We start from the raw sequence: 20,841 nt of genomic DNA, 5'->3' as shown, positions 1-20,841 counted from the left end.
GGCGGCCGTCGGCTCAGCGCCGGCGGTCGTCGTCGTCCCAGGGGCCTTCCCACCAGCCGGCACGGCCGTCGTCCTCGCCGCCGCGGCGGCGGGAGCGCACGAACTGCACCACGAACACGACCAGCGACGTGAGCATGATGAGGAACAGGACGAGGAACAGCAGGTCGCTCTGGTTCATGGACGCTTCCCCTCCGCGGCATCCGCCACGATCTTCGCGATGCGCGCGGCCTTGGTCTCCGGCCGCTTGGCCATCGCGATGTGCGTGAGGCCGAACTTCTTCACCGACTTCGGGAACGCATCCCAGCTCGCCCTCGCCGCGGGCACCGCGTCGAGGGCGGCCGCGAGCTCCGGAGGCTCGATGCCGGCCTCGGGGCCGTCGAGCACGGTCCAGGAGTCGTTCGCCTTCGCCGTCTCCAGCGCACGGATGCCGGCCGGGGCGAGGAGCCCCGCGGCCTCCAGCTCCGCGATACGGGCCTTGTTCGTCGCCGCCCAGCCGCTCCCCGGGCGCCGAGGGGAGAACCACTGGCCACCGGTCTCGTCGTCGAACGTGCGCACCGGGCCGTCGATCCACCCGAAGCACAGCGCCTGCCGGACGGCGTCCTCGTAGCCGACGCCGGTGGCGGATCGCCCGCGCACGCTCAGCAGCCACACCCCGGCCGTGCGTTCGTGGTTCGCCTCGAGCCAGGCGCGCCAGGCCGCGGCGTCCGCCGCCGTGACCCGCTCGCCGTCGTCGAGGGCGCCCACGTCAGTCCTCGTCGAGGGTGGGGATCGAGTCGGTGATGGTTGGCAGCAGGTCGGCGACCGAGTCGACGATCTCGTCCGGGCGGAAGGGGTACTGCTCGATGATCCGCTGGTCGCTGATGCCGGTGAGCACGAGCACCGTGTGCAGACCCGCCTCGATGCCGGCGACGATGTCCGTGTCCATCCGGTCGCCGATCATGCCGGTCTTCTTCGAGTGCGCGCCGATCTTGTTCAGGGCCGAACGGAACATCATCGGATTGGGCTTGCCGACGACGTAGGGCTCCTTGCCGGTGGCCTTGGTGATGAGGGCGGCGATCGCACCCGTGGCCGGCAGCACCCCGTCGGCGCTCGGGCCGGTGGCGTCCGGGTTGGTCACGATGAAGCGCGAGCCGTTGATGATGTGGCGGATGGCCTTCGTGATGGCCTCGAACGAGTAGTTGCGGGTCTCGCCGACGACGACGAAGTCGGGGTTCGTCTCGGTCATGATGAAGCCGGCCTCGTGCAGCGCGGTGAGGATGCCGGCCTCGCCGATGACGAAGGCGGAGCCGCCCGGGAGCTGCTGCGCGAGGAAGTCGGCGGTCGCGAGCGCCGAGGTCCAGATGCGCTCCTCCGGCACGATCAGGCCGCTCGCACGGAGGCGGGCCGAGAGGTCGCGGGCGGTGAAGATCGAGTTGTTCGTGAGCACGAGGTACGGGATCTCGTTGCGCTCCCATCCGGCGAGGAGTTCGGAGGCCCCGGGGATGGCGTCGTTCTCATGGACGAGCACGCCGTCCATGTCGGTGAGCCAGCATTCGATGTCGTCACGGTGTGCCATGTGCTCAGCCTAGAGGCCCCACCTTTCCTTTCGAATCGCCTGATTGGTCCCATCCCCGGCCGGTTTGCCGCAAAGTGCGCGATTCGAAGCCGGGGTCAGGCCGACAACCACACCACGTCGCGGGCGGCGGGGGGCAGCGGCGGCTCGGTGCCGTCGAGGGCGATGCCGGACGGGGTCACCGTCACGGACGTCCCCACGACGACCCCGTGGGAGTCGAGGGTCCGCAAGAGCTCCGGGTCGCGGTCGTCGACGCGGAGAACGCGGCCGGTGTGTCCTTCCGGGGCATCGGCGAGCAGGACGAAGGGCTCCCGTTCGATGCGGCCCTCCGCGTCCGGGATGGCGTCTCCGTGCGGGTCGAAGCGCGGTCGTCCCAGGCGCTCGTCGATGCCCTCGAGCAGCCGGTCGCTGATGGTGTGCTCCAGCACCTCGGCCTCGTCGTGCACCTCATCCCATCCGTACCCGAACTCCCGCACGAGCCAGGTCTCGATGAGGCGGTGGCGGCGGACCATCGCGAGGGCCCGGGTGGTCCCCGCGTCCGTCAGCCGGACCGCTCCGTAGGGCACGTGCGACACGAGTCCCGCCGCGGCGAGCTTCTTCACCATTTCCGTGACCGACGACGGGGCGATGCCGAGCTTGGCCGCCAGGACCGAGGGGGTGATCGGCGCATCCTGCCACTCGGTGTGCGCGTAGACGGTCTTCAGATAGTCGTCAGCTGCCGGGGATGCCACCCCACCACTCTACGTGTCCGGGTCGGCCGGCCTCGCGGCCTGAGTCAGGCGCTCGCGGAGCCGAGCAGGATCACGGCCGCCTGCCCCGCGAAGAAGAGCACGAGGAACCCCAGGAGGGCGGCGGCGAGCGAGAGGCGCCCGTCGAAGCCCTCCACCTCGGCGATGCCCACCTTGCGGGCACGGAAGGCGAAGATCAGGGTCGCGACGCCGAGCGCGAGCTGCACCCACGGGCTGGCGGGGCCGATGACCTTCGGGAACGCGATGAGCAGACCGCCGATGACCCCGGTCGCGAAGCCGCTCCAGGTGAGGAGGCGGACGGTGCGACGGGCGGAGTCTGCAGACATGATGTCGAGCCTATCCGGCGTCATGCCCCCGTCAGCACCAGCCAGAGCAGGGCGCCGTTCAGGGCGATGAGGAGCACGGAGGCCACGACGCCGGCGACCGTCGTCCACACCCGGTTGACCCAGGCGCCGAGCGTGCGGCGCTGCGCGGTGAGGGCGACGAGCGGGATCAGCGCGAACGGGATGCCGAACGACAGCACGACCTGGCTGAGGACGAGGGCGAGCGTGGGGTCCACCCCGATGCCGAGGATCACCAGCGCGGGGATGAGCGTCACGAGGCGGCGGGCCAGCAGGGGGATGCGCACGTGCAGGAGGCCGTGCATGATCTCGGCGCCCGCGTACGCGCCGACGGAGGTCGAGGCGAGACCCGAGGCGAGCAGTCCCACGGCGAAGAAGGTCGCCACGACCGGGCCGAGGCCTGCGGCGAGGGCGGCGTGCGCCCCCTCCAGCGAGTCGGTGCCCGCGACGCCCGCGAGGTTCGCCGCCGCGAGCAGGAGGATGCCGAGGTTCACCGAGCCCGCGATGACCATCGCGATCGTCACATCCCAGCGCGTCGCCGTGAGCAGGCGGCGGATCCGCGAGGTCTCGATCCGGGCCGCCTCCTCGGTCGTCTCGGCACTCGTCGCACCGAACCGGTCGCGGGCCAGAGAGGAGTGCGCGTAGATCGCGTGCGGCATGATCGTCGCGCCGAGGATCGAGGCGGCGAGGAGCACGGACCCCGTGTCCTCGAAGCGCGGCACGAGGCCGCTCACGACGCCGACCGGGTCGGGTGGCGCGAGGAACAGGCCGGCCATGAAGCCGATCGTGATCACGAACATGAGGCCGATGATCACGAACTCGAACGGTCGGGCGCCGCGACGGTTCTGCACCGCGAGCAGGACCATGGACACGGCCCCGGTGATGAGGCCGCCCCACAGCAGCGGCACGCCGAAGAGAAGGTTCAGGGCGACGGCGCCGCCGATGACCTCGGCGAGGTCCGTCGCCATCGCGACCAGCTCCGCCTGGAGCCAGTAGGCGCGGCGGGCCCAGGGGCGGCGCAGCCGCTGGCCCAGCACCTCCGGGAGGCTCTGGCCGGTGACGACGCCGAGCTTCGCGGACAGGTACTGGATCAGCCAGGCCATCACGTTGCCGGCGACGACCACCCACACGAGCAGATAGCCGTACTGCGCCCCCGCTGTCATGTTGCTGGCGACGTTGCCCGGGTCGAGATAGGCCACACCCGCCACCAGCGCCGGTCCCAGCAGCCACAGCAGGCGCGGCGAAGCGGTGCGGGCGGGGATCACGGACGCGGTGGGATTTTTAGGCACACCGAAACCGTAGCGTATTTTTCGGCACACCTAAATATCGTGTCGTGATGGCCCGGGACCCCTTCGACGACCGGGTGCCGGCTCCTCCGCCCGACGGCGACCAGGCGGAGGCGGCGATAGCCTGGCGGGATGGAAGCGCAGCGCCCCGAGAGCACGGAACCGACCGCCCCCGGGGGGCCCTCGGCGCAGCCCGGATACGGCGTCGGCCCGTGGCCCGGAGGGCGGTCGGCCTGGCCCGAGGGAGAGCAGTACGATTCCGAGCTCCTCGCGCACGGCGACACGCGAAACGTCATCGACCGCTATCGCTACTGGCGCATGGAGGCGATCGTCGCCGATCTCGATACGCGGCGTCATCCGTTCCACGTCGCGATCGAGAACTGGCAGCACGACATGAACATCGGTTCCATCGTGCGCAGCGCCAACGCGTTCCTCGCCGATACGGTGCACATCATCGGCCGCCGTCGCTGGAACAAGCGCGGCGCCATGGTGACCGACCGCTACCAGCACGTCGTGCACCACGAGGACATCGCGACCTTCGCCGCCTGGGCGGCCGCAGAGGGTCTGCCCGTCATCGCGATCGACAACGTCGACGGGGCCGTGCCGGTGGACCGCGCCGACCTGCCGCGCTCGTGCGTGCTCCTCTTCGGTCAGGAGGGGCCGGGCCTGTCGCCGGAGGCACTGGCTGCCGCCTCCGGTCACATCGAGATCACGCAGTACGGCTCGACCCGATCGATCAACGCGAGTGCCGCCGCCGCCGTCATCATGTACGAGTGGTGTCGTCGCCACGCGGAGTGAGCACGACGAGCGGTCGTACCTGCTTCGTCAGGCCGGATCGATGCCGAAAAGGTGCCGCGAGATCGCGCTGACGTCGCGGTCGAGGCCGTCCATGCGCCGGCTCAGACCGTGCACCTCCTTCCGGAGATCCCCGATCTCGGCTTTCACGCCGACGATCTCGCCCCTGATCCCGACGATCTCGCCCTTGATCCCGCCGATCTCGCCCTTGATCCCGCCGATCTCGCCCTTGATCCCGCCGATCTCCGTGTGGATCCCGCCGATCTCCGTGCGGACCGTGCCGATCTCCGTCTTGATGATCCTCACGAACATCGTCGCCATGAGCGTGATCGTGGCGTACATGCCCGAGGCGAGAACCCCGATCGTCGTCCATACCTGCGCGTCGTTCATCCCCAGCATCCCTTCAGTGTCGCTCCATGCTGGACCGGAGCGACAGAGTGGCGGGGCGCTGTATTCCGCTGTGCCCGGCGGCGGGGGATAAGTCGTTCTTCGGGTCGCCTGTGGAGGAGCTACGCCGGCGCGGCGAGCCATCGCCCGGAGCGCACTCGCCACCCCAGCGTCGCCAGCCGTGCGAGCAGGTACACCCCGAAGAACGCGACGGCGAGCCATACGAGGCCGGCGGTGCCGTGGACCCCCGTCGCGGCGATGATCGCCAGAGTGGGCAGGAACGGGACGAGGTTCAGACCGCCCGCGATCGCCAGGTACCGGGCGTCGTTCGCTCCCATGAGCACTCCGTCGAGCACGAACACCACGCCCGCGACCGGCTGCGCCACCGCGAGCACGAGCAGGGCCGGCTGCACCACCTCTGCCACGCCCTGATCGCCGGTGAAGACGATGCCGAGCACCCCGGAGAGGGCGGCGATGACGGCGCCGACCACGACGCCGAACCACGCTCCCCACGCGACCGTCCGCGCCAGCACTCGGCGCACCTGCTCCTCGTCACCGGCGCCCAGCTCCTTGCCGATCAGCGCCTGCGCGGCGATCGCGAGCGCGTCGAGGGCGAAGGCCGCCGCCGAGAAGATGGTGAACACGATCTGCCACCCGGCGAGCTCCTCGGTGCCGATCCCGGTCGCCACGGCCACGGTGGCGAGCAGGGCGACGCGCAGGCTCACGGTGCGGAGGAACAGCCAGCCGCCCGACGTCGCGGTGTGGCGCAGGCCCTCCCGCTGGGCGCGCAACGAGGCGCTGTGCCGGGTCGCCAGGCGCCGGACTACGAGCGCGTACGCCGCGACCATGCCCCATTGCGCCGTCACCGTACCTGCCGCGGAGCCGGCGATGCCCCAGCCGAGGCCGTAGATGAAGAGCCAGTTCAGCAGGGCGTTCGCCGCGAAGCCGAGCCCCGCGATCCACAGTGGGGTCATGGTGTCCTGCATCCCGCGCAGCAGCCCGGTGGCGGCGAACACGATGAGCATCGCCGGGAGCCCCCACATCGAGATCACGAGGTACTCGTTCGCCTGTGCCGCGACCTCCGCGCTCGCGCCGAACAGGGAGACGAGCCAGGGCGACGAGACGGCGCCGACGACGGCGAGCACGGCACCAAGGCCGAGCGCGAGCCACATGCCGTTGATCCCGACCGAGACCGCCTCTCCCGGACGCCCGGCCCCGAATCGTCGCGCGACCGCGGGGGTCGTGGAGTACGCGAGGAACACCATGAGGCCGACGATCGTCTGCAGCACGGCTCCGGCGATGCCGAGCCCGGCGAGGGGGACGGTGCCGAGATGGCCGACGAGGGCGGCGTCGACGATGAGGAAGGCCGGCTCCGCGATGAGCGCGCCGAGGGCGGGGACCGCGAGGCGCAGGATCTCGCGGTTCAGGGAGGTGCGGGCGGCCATCCTCCGAGCCTATGACCTGTCGTCGACACCCGAGACCGCCGGCCTCGACCGGACGTAGGGTGAAGGAGGAGATCCCAGCGGACGGAGGCGCACCATGACGGATCCCCGGGAGGCGGCCGCGCGCTATCGAGCGCGGCAGCAGCAGGGCGATGCTGCCCCCGACGAGGCGGACACCGCCGCGCCGCCCGGTGCCGCGGCCGCGGTGGACCGCGCCGCCTTCGTCGAATCCGCCATCCAGGTCGCCATCCGTCGCGGCGACTTCGACGATCTGCCGGGAGCCGGGAAGCCGCTCGAAGGTCTCGGCGACCACCACGACCCGGACTGGTGGATCCGCCGGAAGATCGAGACCGAGGGCCTGACCGGGCTCGGCCCTCCCGCCATCCTCCTGCGCACGGAGGACCGCGAGCTCGACGGGCAGCTCGACCTCCTCGGTCGCGAGTCCGACGTGCGCGAGGTGCTCGAGGACTTCAACCGGCGTGTGCGCGAGGCCCGACGCCAGCTCCAGGGCGGACCTCCCGTCGTGACCCCGCTGCGCGACGTCGACGCCGAGGTCGTCGCGTGGGCGGAACGCCGGGCCGCGCGGACACCGCTGCCCGAGACGTCGCCGCGGCGCCGACGCTTCGGGCGCCGACGCCGGGACTGAGGTCTTCTGGACACCGTGGGGGACCCCGGCCATAGGCTGGAGCGCATGACCGACGTGCTTCCCGCGGGCCTCGCGCTCGACGACCTCAGCCCCGACATCCGCCCGCAGGACGACCTGTATCGCCACGTGAACGGCGCCTGGATCGCTCGCACCGAGATCCCCGGGGACAAGGCGCGCTGGGGCTCCTTCCATCTGCTGGCCGAGCAGGCCGAGAAGGACGTCCGTGCGATCGTCGAGGAGTCGCAGGAGGCGGAGGAGGGCACCCTCGCCCGCAAGATCGGCGACCTCTTCGCGAGCTTCATGGACACCGACCGCATCGCCGCCGCCGGCGTGACCCCGCTGGCCGAGACGTTCGCCGAGATCGACGCGATCGACGGCATCCCGGCCTTCCTGCGCACCGTGGGCACCTACGACCGGGAGGGCCGGGCGGCGGTGATCGGCCTCTACGTCGACGGCGACCCCGGGAACCCGGAGCGCTACCTCCCGGTGCTCGTGCAGGCCGGGCTCTCGCTGCCGGACGAGAGCTACTTCCGTCTCGACACCTTCGCGGAGACCCGCGCGGCGTACCGGGAGCACCTGGAGCGCCTGCTCTCGCTCGCCGGCGTGACCGATGCCGCGGCGCAGGCCGAGCGCTCCATCGCGCTGGAGACCGAGCTCGCCGGACACCACTGGGACAACGTGCGCAGCCGTGACGCGGTGGCGACCTACAACCTCAAGACGTGGGACGAGCTGCAGGAGCTCGCCGGCGTCGACCTCAGTCCGTGGCGCGAAGCCGTGACGCCGACGAACCCGCAGGCGTTCGACGAGGTCGTCGTCGCGCAGCCGAGCTTCTTCGAGGGGCTGGGCGCTCTGCTCACTCCCGAGCGGCTGGACGACTGGAAGGCCTGGCTGCGTGCGAAGGTCGTGCACGCGGCTGCGCCCTACCTCACCGACGAGCTCGTGCAGGAGAACTTCTCGTTCTACGGCACCCAGCTCACCGGCGTCCCCACGATCCGCGAACGCTGGAAGCGCGGCGTCTCCGTCACCGAAGGGGCCCTGGGCGAGGCGATCGGCAAGGTCTACGTCGAGCGGCACTACCCGCCGACGGCGAAGGCGGCCATGGACGAGCTCGTCGCGAACCTCGTCGAGGCCTATCGGCAGAGCATCGAGACCCTGGAGTGGATGACCGCGGAGACCCGGCAGCGGGCGCTGGCGAAGCTGGACGCGTTCACCCCGAAGATCGGCCACCCCGAGGTGTGGCGTGACTACTCGGCCCTCGTGATCGACCGGACCGATCTCCTCGGCAACGTGCGCCGCGCGGCGATCTTCGAGCACGACCGCAACATCGACAAGGTCGGGAAGCCGATCGACCGCACCGAGTGGCACATGCCGCCGCAGATGGTGAACGCGTACTACAACCCCTCGATGAACGAGATCGTCTTCCCCGCGGCCATCCTCCAGTACCCGTTCTTCGACGCCGGACGGGACGCGGCCGCGAACTACGGCGGGATCGGCGCGGTCATCGGGCATGAGATCGGCCACGGTTTCGACGATCAGGGCAGCCGATACGACGGCGAGGGGCGCCTGCAGGACTGGTGGACCGACGCGGATCGCGCGGCCTTCGAGGAGCGCACGAAGGCGCTCATCGCGCAGTACGACGCCCTCGTGCCGGAGGGGCTGGACGCCGAGCATCACGTGAACGGCGCCCTCACCATCGGTGAGAACATCGGCGATCTGGGCGGCCTCGGGATCGCGCTGAAGGCGTACGAGCTGTCGCTGCGGGCCGATCCGTCGGTGCCGGAGCCCGTCGAAGGGCCGGTCATCGACGGCTACACCGGCGTGCAGCGGCTGCTCCTGTCCTGGGCACAGGTCTGGCAGCAGAAGAGCCGCGAGGCCGAGACGCTGCGCCTGCTGACGATCGACCCGCACTCGCCCAATGAGTTCCGGTGCAACCAGATCGTCCGCAACATCGATGCGTTCTACGACGCCTTCGGCGTCACCGAGAAGGATGCCCTCTGGCTGCCGGAGTCGTCCCGTGTGACCATCTGGTGACGAACCTCCGGACTCTGTGAGGCACGCTCCGGCGGTGGGGTTACGATAGCCCTGCCGCCGGGCGCCCCTTCCCGGATGTGCAGTATCCCTCCCCCTCCTGAAGGACCACGCGTGGGTGCGACCGACCCTGGTGACGCGTTCCGGAACCCCTCGGCTCCCGGAGCGTCCGGGAGCGCGCCCGAGTCGTCCAGCGGTCGCCGTTCGCAGCGGCCGGGAGCCCGTCGGCTGCCGCGCCGCGTGGCCGTCGGCCGGCGGTCGTTCACGTCGACGCTGAAGGCCCTCGAAGGCCTCGCGAACTCCGGGGCGCAGGTGTCGGTGCACGTGGTCGACCTCGACTCCCATGTGCACGTGCTGGCGGGAGACGACCACGTGACCATGCCCGTCGCGGGCCTCGGGGTGGTCCCGCTGCTCATCGAGGTGGCGGCGGCGTTCGAGTCCGGCGCCCTCGACCCGCTCGAGATCGTGGAGCGCACGAGCGTCGAGGCCGTGGAGAGCTCCGGGCTGTGGCGGCACCTGCGGGCCCCGGCGCTGCCGCTGGAAGACCTCGCTGTGCTCGCCGCGACGGCCGGCGATCCGATCGCCGTGAACATCCTGCTGGAGAAGGTGGGGCACGACCGGGTGCGGGAGCGCATCGAGGGGCTGGGGCTGCGTCGCACCGCCCTGCTCGACCGGTTCCGCGACCGCCGCGGTCCGGACGACGCCCCGCAGGTCGCGGTGGGGTCGGCGCGCGAGCTGGCCGGACTGTTCTCCGCGCTCGTGAACTCCCAGGTCGTGGATGCCGCCGTCAGCGCCCAGGTGTCGGAGTGGCTCAGCCTCAACCAGGACCTCAGTCTCGTGGCCGCCTCGACCGGGCTCGACCCCTTCGCACACGAGCACGACGCGCACGGCCTGCTGTTCGTGAACAAGACCGGCCGCGACCGGGGAGTGCGCGCTGAGGCGGGGGTGCTCGCGGGGCCGCGGGCCGGTGTCGCCTACTCGATGATCGTGTGCTTCGACGACCTGTCGATCAGCCACCGTCTCCGCGCGCACGACGCCTTCCGCGTGCTCGGCGTCGAGCTCATGGAGTACACGCACTGACCCCGCCTGACCTCGCGCGTGAACGCAGGCCTCCGCGTGGCATCAGGCGTCCAGGGTGGCAATGAGCCTGACCTCCCGCGGTCGCCTGACCTCGCGTGTGCTCCTGTTCCCACGTCCCCGGAATCCCGCGCGCGAACGCAGGCATCCGCGTGGCGTCAGGCGTCCAGGGTGGCAATGAGCCTGACCTCCTGCGGTCGCCTGACCTCGCGTGTTCTCCTGTTCCCACGTCGCCTGGATCTCGCACGCGAGCGCAGGCACCCGCATGGCGTCAGGCGACGGGTGCGCACCCGGCGTGATGTCGCGCGTTCGCCTGCTGTCGAGCGCTCGCCTGATGTCGCGCGAGCGCCTGATCGTGCGACGTACGGGCTAGCATCGGGGCATGCCTCATGCCTGGACCCCGCACCGCCGCGACGACGGCGAGCTGCTCGGCTGGATCCATCCGGAGGGCGAGGACTGGATCGCCGTCGATGTCCTCGGGCGCAGGGTCTTCGGCCCGGGCGAGTGGCTCGACGCGGAGGCCGCGCTGGAGGACCACGGCATCGCCTGGCTCGCCGATCCGTGGATGCTCGAGGGGGAGGGTGACCGCCCGCTGCGGGTGCGCATCCTCGAGGTGACGCCGGACGAAGAGGGCACGCCGGGGCGCATCGTCGTGAAGGTCGACGACTTCGGGGACATGACCCGTCCCGCGACCGCGCAGTTCACCCTGCCGTGGCCGCTTCCCGCCCGGCTGCGGCCACCGCGTGCCGACGACCCGGATCCGCGCACGATCTCCCGCTGACCCTCCGCCGCAGGTCGCAGATCCGCCGTAGGTCGCACGTTCTGCGGGAATCTCTGCGACCTCGATGCGAATCCACGACCGCCGAACGGGTCAGCGCAGGGAGGGGTGCGGCTCCTCGGCGCGCCGTCGCGGGATGAACAGCGACAGGACCACGGCCACGATGCCGGCGGCGATCGCGAGCCAGAAGCAGACCTCGAACGCGGCCCGCGTCGGCACGGCCACCCCGCCGACGTCCACGCTCATCGCCGCGAGCACCCCGCCCATCACGGCCGAGGCCGTCGAGGTGCCCACGGAGCGGAACAGCGCGTTGAGGCCGTTCGACGCCCCGGTCTCGTTCGCGGGCACGGAGCGCATGATGATCATGGGCATCGCGGCGAAGGTGAACCCGATGCCGACGCCGATGAAGATGTTGGCGACGAAGATGTGCCACACCTCGGTCGACCACAGCAGCACGAAGACGTAGGCGAGCACGATCGCGATGGCCCCGACGGTGAAGAGCGGGCGCGGCCCCACGGTGCGCTCCAGCCACCCGGACAGCGGCGAGATCACCATCATGACCAGACCCGCCGGCATGATCACGAGCGACGCGGCCACCATGTCGAGCCCGAAGCCGGCACCGCCCACCGCCGGCATCTCCAGCAGCTGCGGGAACGTGACATTCGAGGCGAACAGGGCGAAGCCCATGCCGATCGCGGCGATGTTCGTGAAGAGCACGGCGGGCCGGGCCGCGACCCGGAGGTCGAGCAGCGGATCGTCCGTGCGCAGCTGGTACCAGCCCCACAGCAGCAGCACCGCCACGCCGCCGATCACGCAGACGAGGGTGAGCGGCGCCGTCCAGCCCCACTCGGCGCCGCGCGACACGAACAGCAGCAGACCGGTGAGGCCGATGGCGAGTCCGATGGCCCCGAGCACGTCGAGGCGCCCGGGGGAGCGGAGCACGTCCTCCGGCACCACGGCGAGCACGAGGAGCAGCCCGAGGACTCCGAGGGCGGCGGCGAGCCAGAACAGCATGTGCCAGTCGGCGTTCTCGGCGAGCAGCGCGGCGACGGGCATGCCGATCGCCCCGCCGACGCCCATGGTGGCGCTCATCAGGGCCACCGCGGTGCCGAGGCGTTCGGGCGGCAGCACGTCGCGCATGATGGCGATGCCGAGGGGCACGACGCCGGTCACGGCCCCCTGGAGGGCGCGGCCGATGATGACGCCGACGATCGATCCGGAGAGCGCGGCGATGACCGATCCCACGATGAGGATCGCGAGGAGCGCGATGACCACCCGGCGTTTGCCGTACATGTCGCCGAGACGGCCGGAGATCGGGGTCGCGACGGCGGCCACGAGCAGGGTGATCGTCACCACCCAGGTGGTGTCCTCGCGCGAGGAGTTCAGCAGCTGCGGCAGCTCGGCCTGCAGCGGCACGACGAGGGTGAACATGAACGAGGAGCACAGGCCCGCGAACGCCAGCACCGCGATGATCGCCCACCGCGGAGGGGTACGGGAGAGGCGTTTCCTGGCTCTGTCGTCGTTCGCACCCACCGGCTCAGGCTATCGGCGTTCCCGGAGGGGAGGGGCCGATGTGGTTGCATGGCCGGATGACCGACGACTCCGCGCCCGCGCAGCACCCCGCCGACTCCGCGTACCACCGCCGGCTCCCGATCGGCGGGGTGCTCGACGCCTCGGTGCTCGCGGACGGGCTGCCCTGGGCGTTCGAGAGCGTCACGATGCGGCCGCTCGAGCCGATGCTCGTGCCGGAGAAGTCCCGCGCCGGCGAGCACGATCCGGCCGCGTGCGGCCACTGCGGTCCGAGCGTGCACACCATCTGGCACGACGACCTCTGGCAGGTGCGCGCCGGGTGGGACGTCGGCGGTCTGCCCTTCATCGGCGGCGTCGCACCGCGCGAGCACTGGCTCCTGGAGAACGCGCCGCAGGACGTGCTCGCCGCCCTCGGGCCGCTGATGCAGCGCGTGTCCGAGGCGGTGAAGAGCATCCCCGGCGTCGCCCGCTGTCACTTCGGGCGCTGGAACGACGGCTCCGCGCACATGCACATGTGGGCGCTGGGTCGTCCGGCCGGGATGATGCAGGGCCGCGGCGCGGTGCTCGCGTTCTGGGACGGGATCCTGCCGCCGCTGCCGGCGGACATGGCCGAGGAACACCTCCGCATCGTCGCGGAGGCGCTCGCCGCGGGTGGGGGCGAGGCCTTCCCGTACCGGTGAGCCGGAGTCGGTTTCCGCGAACGGGCGGAGGAGGGGCAGACTGGGATCGTGCGAACCATCCGCGATCTCGACACCGTTGAACTCATCCTCGACGCCCAGAGCCTGCTCGACTCCATCCGGGGCCCGCAGCGCGTGGTGGACGCCGGGACCCTCCGTGCCCTGCAGCAGTCGGGCAACTACGTCGTCGGCTTCTTCGACGGCGAGGGCGACGAGGAGCGCATGGTCGGCGCCTCGATCGCCTTCTTCGGCGAACCGGCCCGTCGCGCCATGCACTCGCACATCACGGCTCTGCTGCCCGAGTACCGGGGGCGCGGATGGGGCCGTGAGCTCAAGGAGCACCAGCGGCAGTGGGCGTTCTCCCGCGACGTCGGCCGCATCACCTGGACCTTCGACCCGCTGGTCGCCCGGAACGCGCACTTCTTCCTCACCGTCCTCGGCGCGCGCGCCACGGGCTACTCGGTGAACCGGTACGGCATCTTCGGCGGCGGCGACGCGGGCGACGAGAGCGACCGCCTCGACGTCGAGTGGGCGCTCGCGGACATCGCCAAGCCCCCGGCGGAGGACGCCGTCGTCGAGACGCTGGAGATCCCGGACGACATCGAGGGCATGCGGGAGTCCGACCCGGCGGCCGCGCACGAGTGGCGGCTGCGGCTGCGCGCGCAGATGGAGGGGCTGCTCGGCAGCGGCCTCCACATCGCGGGCTTCGAGACCGGCCGGGGCTACCTCTTCACCGCGTGATCGCCGGGGCCGTCACCGCACGCCCCGCATGAGCCGCAGCACCGGCTTCACGCTCAGCAGCAGTCCGATGCCGACGAGGATCGCGATGCCGCCGAGGATCGAGAAGTACGGCACCTCGTTCTCCGGATCGTAGAACTTCACGAGCTCGCCCGAGATGGCGGTGCCGAGGGCGATCGACAGGAAGAACAGCGCGACCATCTGCGTGTGGAACACGGCCGGGGCGAGCTTCGTCGTCACCGACAGCCCCACGGGCGAGAGCAACAGCTCGGCGACCGTGAACACGAAGAGGATGCCGACGATCGCGAGCAGCGGCGTCGAGTTCGCACCGCCGCCGGAGAACGGCAGGAACAGCAGGAACGCGGAGCCCATGATGATCGCGGCCAGCCCGAACTTGACGGGGGTCGACGGCTGACGCGTCCCCAGCTTCGTCCAGATGGCCGCGAAGACCCCGGACAGGATGATGATGAACACCGGGTTGATCGACTGCACCCACGACACCGGCATCTCCCACCCGAACAGGTCGCGGTCGAGGCGCTTGTCGGAGTAGATCGTCAGCACCGTGAACTGCTGCTGGTACAGCGACCAGAACGCGACGCTGGTGAGGAACAGCGGCAGGAAGCCCCAGACACGCGAGCGCTCGGTGGCGTCGATACGGCGACTGCCGAGGATCACCGCGAAGTAGGCGACGGCGGCGACCACCGTGACCACGATCACGATGGTGGCGAGGTTGTCGGCCTGGATGACCCCGGTCAGCACGAGCACCGCGATGACGACGACCGCGCCGACGGCGATGCCGGCGACCAGCGGATAGCGCGAGCGGGGGAGCGGGTTCGGCACCGCGCGCGCGGAGGCGGGCAGGCCGCGGCGGCCGAACGAGTACTGCACGAGACCCAGGGTCATGCCGAGGGCGGCGAGGCCGAATCCCCAGTGGAAGCCCAGGGTCGACTGCAGCAGCCCGGTGAGGATCGGACCGAGGAACGCGCCCAGGTTGATGCCGAGGTAGAACAGCGAGAACCCGGCGTCGCGCCGCACGTCGTCCGGACGGTACAGCGTCCCCACGACCGACGTCGCGTTCGCCTTCAGGCCTCCCGAGCCGAGGGCCACGAGCACGAGTCCGACCCCCACGCCGACGAATCCCGGCAGGAGGGCGAGGGCGAGGTGGCCCGAGACGATGACGATGGCGCTGACGAACAGCACCCGCTCGGAGCCGAACAGCCGATCGGCGAGCCAGGCCCCGAGGATGGTGGACAGGTACACCGAGCCGCCGTACGCGCCGACGATCCCGCCCGCCACCGCCTCCGGAAGGCCGAGACCGCCATCGGCCACCGAGAAGTACAGGTAGATGAGCAGGATGCCCTGCATGCCGTAGAAGCTGAAGCGCTCCCACATCTCCACGCCGAAGATGTGCACGAGCGACCACGGCTGTCCGAAGAAGCGGGTGTCCTCGTCGCGGGAGGCGGGCGGCTGCGCGGTGGTGCTCATGCGTGGGACGGTACTCCTCCCGCGGGTCCCGCAGCCAGGGGTTGCGCTCCCGCCCCGGATAGAATGGGGGTGCCCGTGCTCACGGGCATTCTCCGCATCCGACCATTGGAGCCACCGTGGCCGAACAGTCCCGCCTCGATAAGGTCATCGCCCTCGCCCGCCACCGCGGTTTCGTGTTCCAGGCGGGTGAGATCTACGGCGGTTCCCGGTCGGCCTGGGACTACGGACCCCTCGGCACCGAGCTGAAGGAGAACATCCGGCGGCAGTGGTGGCAGACCTTCGTGCGCGGCCGCGGCGACATGGTCGGTCTCGACTCCAGCATCATCCTGCCGAAGCGCGTGTGGGAGGCCTCGGGCCACGTCGCGACCTTCACCGACCCGCTCGTCGAGTGCCTGCAGTGCCACAAGCGCTTCCGTGCCGACAACCTCATCGAGGACTTCGAGGCGCGCAAGGGTCGCAAGGCCGAGAACGGTCTCGCCGACATCCCCTGCCCGAACTGCGGCACCAAGGGGCAGTACACCGAGCCGAAGGCCTTCTCCGGTCTGGTGAAGACCTACCTCGGCGTCGTCGACGACGAGTCCGGCCTCTACTACCTGCGCCCCGAGACCGCACAGGGCATCTTCGTGAACTTCTCGAACGTGCTCACCGCGAGCCGCAAGAAGCCGCCGTTCGGCATCGGCCAGGTCGGCAAGGCGTTCCGCAACGAGATCACCCCCGGCAACTTCATCTTCCGCACCCGCGAGTTCGAGCAGATGGAGATCGAGTTCTTCACGCCGCCCGCCGAGGCGCCGCAGTGGTTCGACCACTGGGTCGAGGCGTGCTGGAACTGGTTCATCGACCTCGGCATCGACCCGGAGAACATGCGTCAGTTCGACGTGCCGGAGGAGGACCGCGCGCACTACTCGGCCGGCACCATCGACGTCGAGTACCGCTTCGGCTTCGCGGGCAAGGAGTGGGGCGAGCTCATGGGCGTCGCCAACCGCACCGACTACGACCTCTCCAGCCACAGCGAGGCCTCCGGCCAGAGCCTGACGTACTTCGACCAGGCCACGGGCGAGCGCTACACGCCGTACGTGATCGAGCCGTCGTTCGGACTCACCCGCGCGATGATGGCCTTCCTCGTCGACGCGTACGTCGAGGAGCAGGTGCCCAACGCCAAGGGCGGCACCGACACCCGCACCGTGCTCAAGCTCGACCCGCGCCTGGCCCCGGTCAAGGCGGCCGTGCTCCCGCTGTCGCGCAACGAGAACCTGTCGCCGCTCGCCCGCGAGGTGGCCGACGCACTCCGCGGTTCGTGGGCCGTCGACTTCGACGACGCCGGTGCGATCGGTCGTCGCTACCGCCGCCAGGACGAGATCGGCACGCCGTTCTGCGTCACGGTCGACTTCGACTCGCTCGACGACCGTGCCGTGACCGTGCGCGACCGCGACACGATGGCGCAGGAGCGCGTCCCCATCGACGAGCTGCACGCCTACCTGGCGGAGCGCCTCCGCGGCGCCTGACGTGACGGCACCGGGGGGAGCCGGCGCACGGGGAGAAGCCTCGCCCGTGCGTCCGGTCGCGGCCATCGTGCTCGGGGCGCTCGCCGTGTCGTGGATGATCCTCACGGTGCTCGACCTGCGGGAGAACGACGGCGCCGGGCCCATCATCGCGATGTTCGGCCTCCCGGCGCTCGCCGCCGCGGTCATCATCCAGATCGTGATGACGCGGCTGGGGGACCGGAAACGCGTGCCGAAGGCCGTGTTCTGGTGGGTGCTGGCGGTGCTTCCGCTGGGGACCCTGGCGGGCTTCGTCGTCGCGATCCTCCGCGACCCCGACTACTTCATCGCCGACGAAAGCCCCTGGATGCTCCTCTGGGTGCCGGTCTTCATCGTCGTGGGGCTGCTGCTCGGCGCCCTCGTCTGGTTCTTCTTCGTGTTCCCGCTCGTCTCGCTCGTGACGGTGATCCGCCTGATCGCGCGCGGGGAGGCGAAGCCCGGCGCCCTCATCATGCCGATCGTGCTGCTGAGCCTCGGCGTGCTGAGCATCGTGGGCGGACTCTCGATCGACACCGACAGCAGCGGCCGCGCGTCGTGGGGATCGATCATCGCCGCGTTCCTCGGCCTCCCCGGGAACTACGAGGTGATCTGGGAGCCCGGCCTCTGGATCGTCCGCGGCATCGTCCTCGCGATCGTCCTCCTCTTCGCCGTCCCCGCCGCCCACTCCCGCCTCTCCTCCCTCTCCTCCCTCCCTCGCCGTCGCCGTTGACGCCGAGACCCCGGGTTCTCGCCGAGACCCCGGGGCGCGGGCGGGCACACGTCGGGGTCTCGCCGGGAAGGCGGGGCCTGGCGGGCGCTGAGTGACCCTGCTATGGTCGCTCCTCGTGGGTACTCTGATTCGCTAGATCGGGACGCCGCGTCGAGAGCTCTTCTCCGCGGTGGGTCCTGAGCGAACGCGCCCGACTCCGGGTGCGGTCGAGGTTCCTGTTCCCCGCGTCATCGACGCAGATCCCGGCGGTGCGCGTGCGCCGCTGGAGAGGATCCCTCATGTTCCCTGTACTCTCGACCCCTTCCGACTCCTCGGCCCGCGCTCATCGCGAGTGCGCGCTACAGGCCGCCTCCGTCCGATTCGCCGACCGACTCGTCCTGGACCGGATCGACCTCGTCGTCGGCCCCGCCGACCGCCTCGCCGTCATCGGCGACAACGGCACCGGGAAGTCGACGCTGCTCGATCTGCTCGCCGGTGTTCTCGCGCCGACGTCCGGGGAGGTGCGGCTCGACCTTCCCGGCGGGATCGCGCATGCCCGGCAGAACCCGGTGTTCGCGGACGGAGCGACGGTGACTGACGCCATCGACGAGCTCCTCGGCGACCTCCGCGCGCTGGAGCACGACCTCGCCCGTGCGTACGACCTCCTCGCCGCCGCGACCCCTTCCGAGCGTGCGCAGCAGATGGCCGCCGCGGCCCTGTTGCAGGACCGTTTCGAGTCCCGCGGCGGATACGAGGTGGACCGTCGCATCGACACCGCTCTCGAACAGCTCGGGCTGGGCGGGCTGGACCGCGGGCGATCGGTGGCCACGCTGTCGGGCGGAGAGCGGGCGCGGCTCGCTCTCGCGGTCGCCCTCTCTTCCGGAGCCGAGCTCCTGCTCCTCGACGAGCCCACGAACGACCTCGACGACCGGGCGCTGACCTGGCTCGAGGACCGTCTCGCGGCGCATCGGGGAGCGCTGGTGGTCGTGACGCACGACCGTGACTTCCTGGACCGTTTCGCGACCTCTGTCGTGCAGGTGGAGGACGGTCGGATCCGGCGCTACGGCGATGGTTACGCCGGGTTCCTGCGGGCGCGCGAGGCCGAACGCCGGGCGGCGGTCGCGCGCCACGAGGAGTGGAAGGCCGAGGTCGCCCGCACCGAGGCCCTGCTCGCCGCCAACGCGTTCCGGCTGCAGGCGATCCCGCGCAAGCTCGAGCTCGACGGCTTCGGTCATGGCGCGTTCCGGGCGCGGAGCCGCGACCACGGGGCCGTCGGGCGCATCCGCATGGCGAAGGAGCGGCTGTCGCGGTTGCGGGAGAACCCGTGCCCGGCGCCGCCCGAGCCCCTGCGGTTCACGGTCGCGGCAGAGGGTCCGGAGTCGCTCGGCGGGCCGCTCCTGACGCTCGATGCCGTGGCCCTCCGCGAACCCGGACGACGGCTCGCCGTGTCGCAATGGACGATCGAGGCCGGTTCGCGGTGGCTCGTGACCGGACCGAACGGAGCCGGGAAGACGACACTCCTCCGTCTCCTCGCCGGCGAGCTCCTCCCCGCATCCGGGACGCTCGTCCGCGGGGACGGGACGCGGATCGCGTTCCTCCGGCAGGAGGTCGACACGCGCCCGCGGGGTTCCGCCGTCGAAGTCTTCGCGGCTCGGACCGGGACGCCGCCGGCGGATGCGCACGACGCTCTCCTGGCTCATGGACTCTTCCGCGGGTCGGAGGTGGACCGCGACGTGCGGGCTCTCTCCGTCGGGCAGCGTCGGCGGCTGGATCTCGCGGTCGCCCTGTCGTCGCCGTTCGATCTGCTGCTGCTCGATGAGCCGACGAACCATCTCGATCCCGAGCTCATGGAGCAGCTCGAGCACGCTCTCGCGGACCACCCCGCCGCCGTCGTCACGGTGACGCACGACTGGCGGTGGCGTCGTCACGCGGCGGACGCACGGCGCGTGCAGGTTGAAGAGGGGGTGGCCACCACCTGAGGCCCCGCCTTCCCGCCGAGACCCCGGACTCCCCACGTTCGCACGCCGGGGTTTCGGCGGGAACCCGGGGTCTCGGCGAGAGTACGAGAGCTACGACGTGACCGTCAGCTGCATGCCCGCGTCGCCGCCGGACTCGACCCAGGTGCGCGAACGCTCGAGGATCCCGCGCAGCACGTCGAGGTCGACCTCGTCGAGGTCCTTGAGGTAGAGGCAGCCCACCCCCGTCGTGTGCGGGCCGAGCGCGCCGAGAGCCTCCGCGTGGGCGTCCACCCCGTCGAGGAGGTAGATCGTGGTCGCGGCCTTCCGGGGGGCGAAGCTCAGAATGCCGCTGTCGCCCTCCGTCCCGGTGGGGTAGCGGTAGTGGCAGGAGCCGAACCTGATGATCGACCCCCAGGTCTGCGGCTCGCGCCCGGTGATGTCCTGCAGGAGAGCGGTCAGCGTCTCCGCATCACGGCGACGCACGGCCGGGGAGGAGCGGGCGATCAGGCCCGCGACGTCGTCCCCGGTCGGCTGCACTACTTCGCCGCCTTCGCCGCGGCCTTCATCGCCTTCTTGTACTCGCGCACCTTCGTCAGCGACTCCGGCGACACGATGTCGGCGACGCTGCGGTACGACCCGTCCTCGCCGTAGGGCGCCGAAGCCTCCCGCCAGCCCTCGCCGGTGAACCCGTACTGCTTGCCGAGGAGGGCGAGGAAGATCTTCGCCTTCTGCTCGCCGAAGCCGGGAAGGGCCTTGAGTCGTCTGAGTACCTCGGCACCGCTCGGCTGGGTCCCTGAGTCTGTCGACGGGCGCGTCCAGAGGGCGGCGGCATCCCCGTCCCAGTCGTCGACGAGCGCCTGGCACAGGGTCTGCACCCGCGTCGCCATGGAGCCGGGGAACCGGTGCACCGCGGGGGTCTGGCGGAAGGCCTCCAGGAACTCCTCGGGTGCCATGCCCGCGATCGCCGCAGCATCCGCGGCTCCCGTCCGCTGCTCGATCTTGAGCGGTCCGGTGAACGCGGTCTCCATGGGGATCTGCTGGTCCAGCAGCATGCCGATCAGCAGAGCCGTCGGGTTCTCGGTCAGCAGGGCGTCGGCGGCGGTGTCTCCGGTGATGTGAAGGGCCATGCCTCCAGTCTCCCACCCC

General features: G+C 70.9%; 22 protein-coding genes. 10 read left to right on the top strand and 12 right to left on the bottom strand.

The features are described from left to right. Positions 1 to 13: 13 nt before the first annotated feature. The 6 genes from IZR02_RS15325 to IZR02_RS15300 form a co-directional block, all read right to left on the bottom strand. The gene (locus IZR02_RS15325) at positions 14 to 178 is read right to left on the bottom strand and encodes a hypothetical protein (RefSeq protein WP_164498178.1); all 165 of its coding nucleotides are present in this window, start codon (positions 176 to 178) and stop codon (positions 14 to 16) included. Further along, the gene (locus IZR02_RS15320; RefSeq protein WP_025104899.1) at positions 175 to 744 is read right to left on the bottom strand and encodes a YdeI/OmpD-associated family protein; all 570 of its coding nucleotides are present in this window, start codon (positions 742 to 744) and stop codon (positions 175 to 177) included. Before IZR02_RS15320 ends, IZR02_RS15325 begins: the two co-directional genes overlap by 4 nt. 1 nt (position 745) lies before the next feature. Next, positions 746 to 1,555, bottom strand: a complete 810-nt coding sequence (locus IZR02_RS15315; protein ID WP_025104898.1) for an HAD-IIA family hydrolase — start codon at positions 1,553 to 1,555, stop codon at positions 746 to 748. A gap of 95 nt (positions 1,556 to 1,650) precedes the next feature. After that, positions 1,651 to 2,283 (bottom strand): metal-dependent transcriptional regulator, encoded by a 633-nt coding sequence (locus IZR02_RS15310; RefSeq protein ID WP_025104897.1) that lies wholly within the window; start codon positions 2,281 to 2,283, stop codon positions 1,651 to 1,653. 44 nt (positions 2,284 to 2,327) lie between these two features. Further along, positions 2,328 to 2,627, bottom strand: coding sequence for a hypothetical protein (locus IZR02_RS15305; protein WP_025104896.1), 300 nt, complete (start codon positions 2,625 to 2,627; stop codon positions 2,328 to 2,330). A 20-nt stretch (positions 2,628 to 2,647) separates the two neighbouring features. Beyond that, the gene (locus IZR02_RS15300) at positions 2,648 to 3,931 is read right to left on the bottom strand and encodes an Nramp family divalent metal transporter (RefSeq protein ID WP_025104895.1); all 1,284 of its coding nucleotides are present in this window, start codon (positions 3,929 to 3,931) and stop codon (positions 2,648 to 2,650) included. 129 nt (positions 3,932 to 4,060) lie between these two features. Between IZR02_RS15300 and IZR02_RS15295 the strand changes: the two genes are divergently transcribed. Then, positions 4,061 to 4,726, top strand: coding sequence for a TrmH family RNA methyltransferase (locus IZR02_RS15295; RefSeq protein ID WP_025104894.1), 666 nt, complete (start codon positions 4,061 to 4,063; stop codon positions 4,724 to 4,726). A 27-nt stretch (positions 4,727 to 4,753) separates the two neighbouring features. On the opposite strand, the gene IZR02_RS15290 is transcribed toward IZR02_RS15295, so the two are convergent. Beyond that, entirely contained in the window at positions 4,754 to 5,122 is a 369-nt protein-coding gene (locus tag IZR02_RS15290; RefSeq protein WP_025104893.1) for a hypothetical protein, read from the bottom strand. Between the two features lie 110 nt (positions 5,123 to 5,232). Then, a complete protein-coding gene (locus IZR02_RS15285; protein WP_025104892.1) occupies positions 5,233 to 6,555 on the bottom strand; it encodes an MATE family efflux transporter in 1,323 nt (440 codons plus the stop codon). A gap of 94 nt (positions 6,556 to 6,649) precedes the next feature. Here IZR02_RS15285 and IZR02_RS15280 point away from each other — a divergent pair, with 94 nt between their 5' ends. The 4 genes from IZR02_RS15280 to IZR02_RS15265 all read left to right on the top strand — a co-directional run bounded on the left by IZR02_RS15280 (position 6,650) and on the right by IZR02_RS15265 (position 11,084). Beyond that, entirely contained in the window at positions 6,650 to 7,198 is a 549-nt protein-coding gene (locus IZR02_RS15280) for a DUF1992 domain-containing protein (protein WP_025104891.1), read from the top strand. A 45-nt stretch (positions 7,199 to 7,243) separates the two neighbouring features. Then, a complete protein-coding gene (locus tag IZR02_RS15275) occupies positions 7,244 to 9,229 on the top strand; it encodes a M13 family metallopeptidase (protein WP_025104890.1) in 1,986 nt (661 codons plus the stop codon). 111 nt (positions 9,230 to 9,340) lie between these two features. Beyond that, positions 9,341 to 10,306 carry a serine hydrolase gene (locus IZR02_RS15270; RefSeq protein ID WP_025104889.1) on the top strand — a complete coding sequence of 322 codons (966 nt, stop codon included), beginning with the start codon at positions 9,341 to 9,343 and terminating at the stop codon, positions 10,304 to 10,306. Between the two features lie 379 nt (positions 10,307 to 10,685). Then, positions 10,686 to 11,084 (top strand): hypothetical protein, encoded by a 399-nt coding sequence (locus IZR02_RS15265; RefSeq protein ID WP_025104888.1) that lies wholly within the window; start codon positions 10,686 to 10,688, stop codon positions 11,082 to 11,084. 90 nt (positions 11,085 to 11,174) lie between these two features. Here the strand turns inward: IZR02_RS15265 and IZR02_RS15260 are convergent, their stop codons facing one another. After that, positions 11,175 to 12,614, bottom strand: a complete 1,440-nt coding sequence (locus tag IZR02_RS15260; protein ID WP_025104887.1) for an MFS transporter — start codon at positions 12,612 to 12,614, stop codon at positions 11,175 to 11,177. Between the two features lie 56 nt (positions 12,615 to 12,670). Between IZR02_RS15260 and IZR02_RS15255 the strand changes: the two genes are divergently transcribed. Beyond that, positions 12,671 to 13,291 carry a hypothetical protein gene (locus tag IZR02_RS15255; protein ID WP_062765574.1) on the top strand — a complete coding sequence of 207 codons (621 nt, stop codon included), beginning with the start codon at positions 12,671 to 12,673 and terminating at the stop codon, positions 13,289 to 13,291. A 48-nt stretch (positions 13,292 to 13,339) separates the two neighbouring features. Beyond that, positions 13,340 to 14,029, top strand: a complete 690-nt coding sequence (locus IZR02_RS15250) for a GNAT family N-acetyltransferase (RefSeq protein WP_025104885.1) — start codon at positions 13,340 to 13,342, stop codon at positions 14,027 to 14,029. A 12-nt stretch (positions 14,030 to 14,041) separates the two neighbouring features. On the opposite strand, the gene IZR02_RS15245 is transcribed toward IZR02_RS15250, so the two are convergent. Further along, positions 14,042 to 15,511: a peptide MFS transporter gene (locus IZR02_RS15245; RefSeq protein ID WP_025104884.1), complete on the bottom strand. Its 1,470-nt coding sequence runs from the start codon at positions 15,509 to 15,511 to the stop codon at positions 14,042 to 14,044. A 116-nt stretch (positions 15,512 to 15,627) separates the two neighbouring features. Here IZR02_RS15245 and IZR02_RS15240 point away from each other — a divergent pair, with 116 nt between their 5' ends. The 3 genes from IZR02_RS15240 to IZR02_RS15230 all read left to right on the top strand — a co-directional run bounded on the left by IZR02_RS15240 (position 15,628) and on the right by IZR02_RS15230 (position 19,716). Further along, the gene (locus IZR02_RS15240) at positions 15,628 to 17,013 is read left to right on the top strand and encodes a glycine--tRNA ligase (RefSeq protein ID WP_062765571.1); all 1,386 of its coding nucleotides are present in this window, start codon (positions 15,628 to 15,630) and stop codon (positions 17,011 to 17,013) included. 46 nt (positions 17,014 to 17,059) lie between these two features. Then, positions 17,060 to 17,758: a hypothetical protein gene (locus IZR02_RS15235; RefSeq protein ID WP_062765568.1), complete on the top strand. Its 699-nt coding sequence runs from the start codon at positions 17,060 to 17,062 to the stop codon at positions 17,756 to 17,758. 278 nt (positions 17,759 to 18,036) lie between these two features. Then, a complete protein-coding gene (locus tag IZR02_RS15230) occupies positions 18,037 to 19,716 on the top strand; it encodes an ABC-F family ATP-binding cassette domain-containing protein (RefSeq protein WP_062765565.1) in 1,680 nt (559 codons plus the stop codon). Positions 19,717 to 19,806: 90 nt separating this feature from the next. Here IZR02_RS15230 and IZR02_RS15225 read toward each other — a convergent pair whose 3' ends face one another. After that, positions 19,807 to 20,232, bottom strand: coding sequence for a DUF1801 domain-containing protein (locus IZR02_RS15225; RefSeq protein WP_025104880.1), 426 nt, complete (start codon positions 20,230 to 20,232; stop codon positions 19,807 to 19,809). After that, positions 20,232 to 20,822, bottom strand: a complete 591-nt coding sequence (locus tag IZR02_RS15220) for an HhH-GPD-type base excision DNA repair protein (RefSeq protein ID WP_025104879.1) — start codon at positions 20,820 to 20,822, stop codon at positions 20,232 to 20,234. Before IZR02_RS15220 ends, IZR02_RS15225 begins: the two co-directional genes overlap by 1 nt. Between the last annotated feature and the right edge of the window lie 19 nt (positions 20,823 to 20,841).

Origin of the sequence: Microbacterium paraoxydans (genome assembly GCF_019056515.1) — a bacterium.
Lineage (GTDB): Bacteria > Actinomycetota > Actinomycetes > Actinomycetales > Microbacteriaceae > Microbacterium.
The sequence above is the reverse complement of the archived record's forward strand: the minus strand, read 5'-3'. Positions and strand labels throughout refer to the sequence as shown.

Coding starts and splice junctions, on each gene's coding strand:
- IZR02_RS15325 (WP_164498178.1), bottom strand. CDS start 178: ATGAACCAGAGCGACCTGCTGTTCCTCGTCCTGTTCCTCATCATGCTC.
- IZR02_RS15315 (WP_025104898.1), bottom strand. CDS start 1,555: ATGGCACACCGTGACGACATCGAATGCTGGCTCACCGACATGGACGGC.
- IZR02_RS15305 (WP_025104896.1), bottom strand. CDS start 2,627: ATGTCTGCAGACTCCGCCCGTCGCACCGTCCGCCTCCTCACCTGGAGC.
- IZR02_RS15295 (WP_025104894.1), top strand. CDS start 4,061: ATGGAAGCGCAGCGCCCCGAGAGCACGGAACCGACCGCCCCCGGGGGG.
- IZR02_RS15290 (WP_025104893.1), bottom strand. CDS start 5,122: ATGCTGGGGATGAACGACGCGCAGGTATGGACGACGATCGGGGTTCTC.
- IZR02_RS15285 (WP_025104892.1), bottom strand. CDS start 6,555: ATGGCCGCCCGCACCTCCCTGAACCGCGAGATCCTGCGCCTCGCGGTC.
- IZR02_RS15280 (WP_025104891.1), top strand. CDS start 6,650: ATGACGGATCCCCGGGAGGCGGCCGCGCGCTATCGAGCGCGGCAGCAG.
- IZR02_RS15275 (WP_025104890.1), top strand. CDS start 7,244: ATGACCGACGTGCTTCCCGCGGGCCTCGCGCTCGACGACCTCAGCCCC.
- IZR02_RS15265 (WP_025104888.1), top strand. CDS start 10,686: ATGCCTCATGCCTGGACCCCGCACCGCCGCGACGACGGCGAGCTGCTC.
- IZR02_RS15255 (WP_062765574.1), top strand. CDS start 12,671: ATGACCGACGACTCCGCGCCCGCGCAGCACCCCGCCGACTCCGCGTAC.
- IZR02_RS15245 (WP_025104884.1), bottom strand. CDS start 15,511: ATGAGCACCACCGCGCAGCCGCCCGCCTCCCGCGACGAGGACACCCGC.
- IZR02_RS15230 (WP_062765565.1), top strand. CDS start 18,037: ATGTTCCCTGTACTCTCGACCCCTTCCGACTCCTCGGCCCGCGCTCAT.
- IZR02_RS15220 (WP_025104879.1), bottom strand. CDS start 20,822: ATGGCCCTTCACATCACCGGAGACACCGCCGCCGACGCCCTGCTGACC.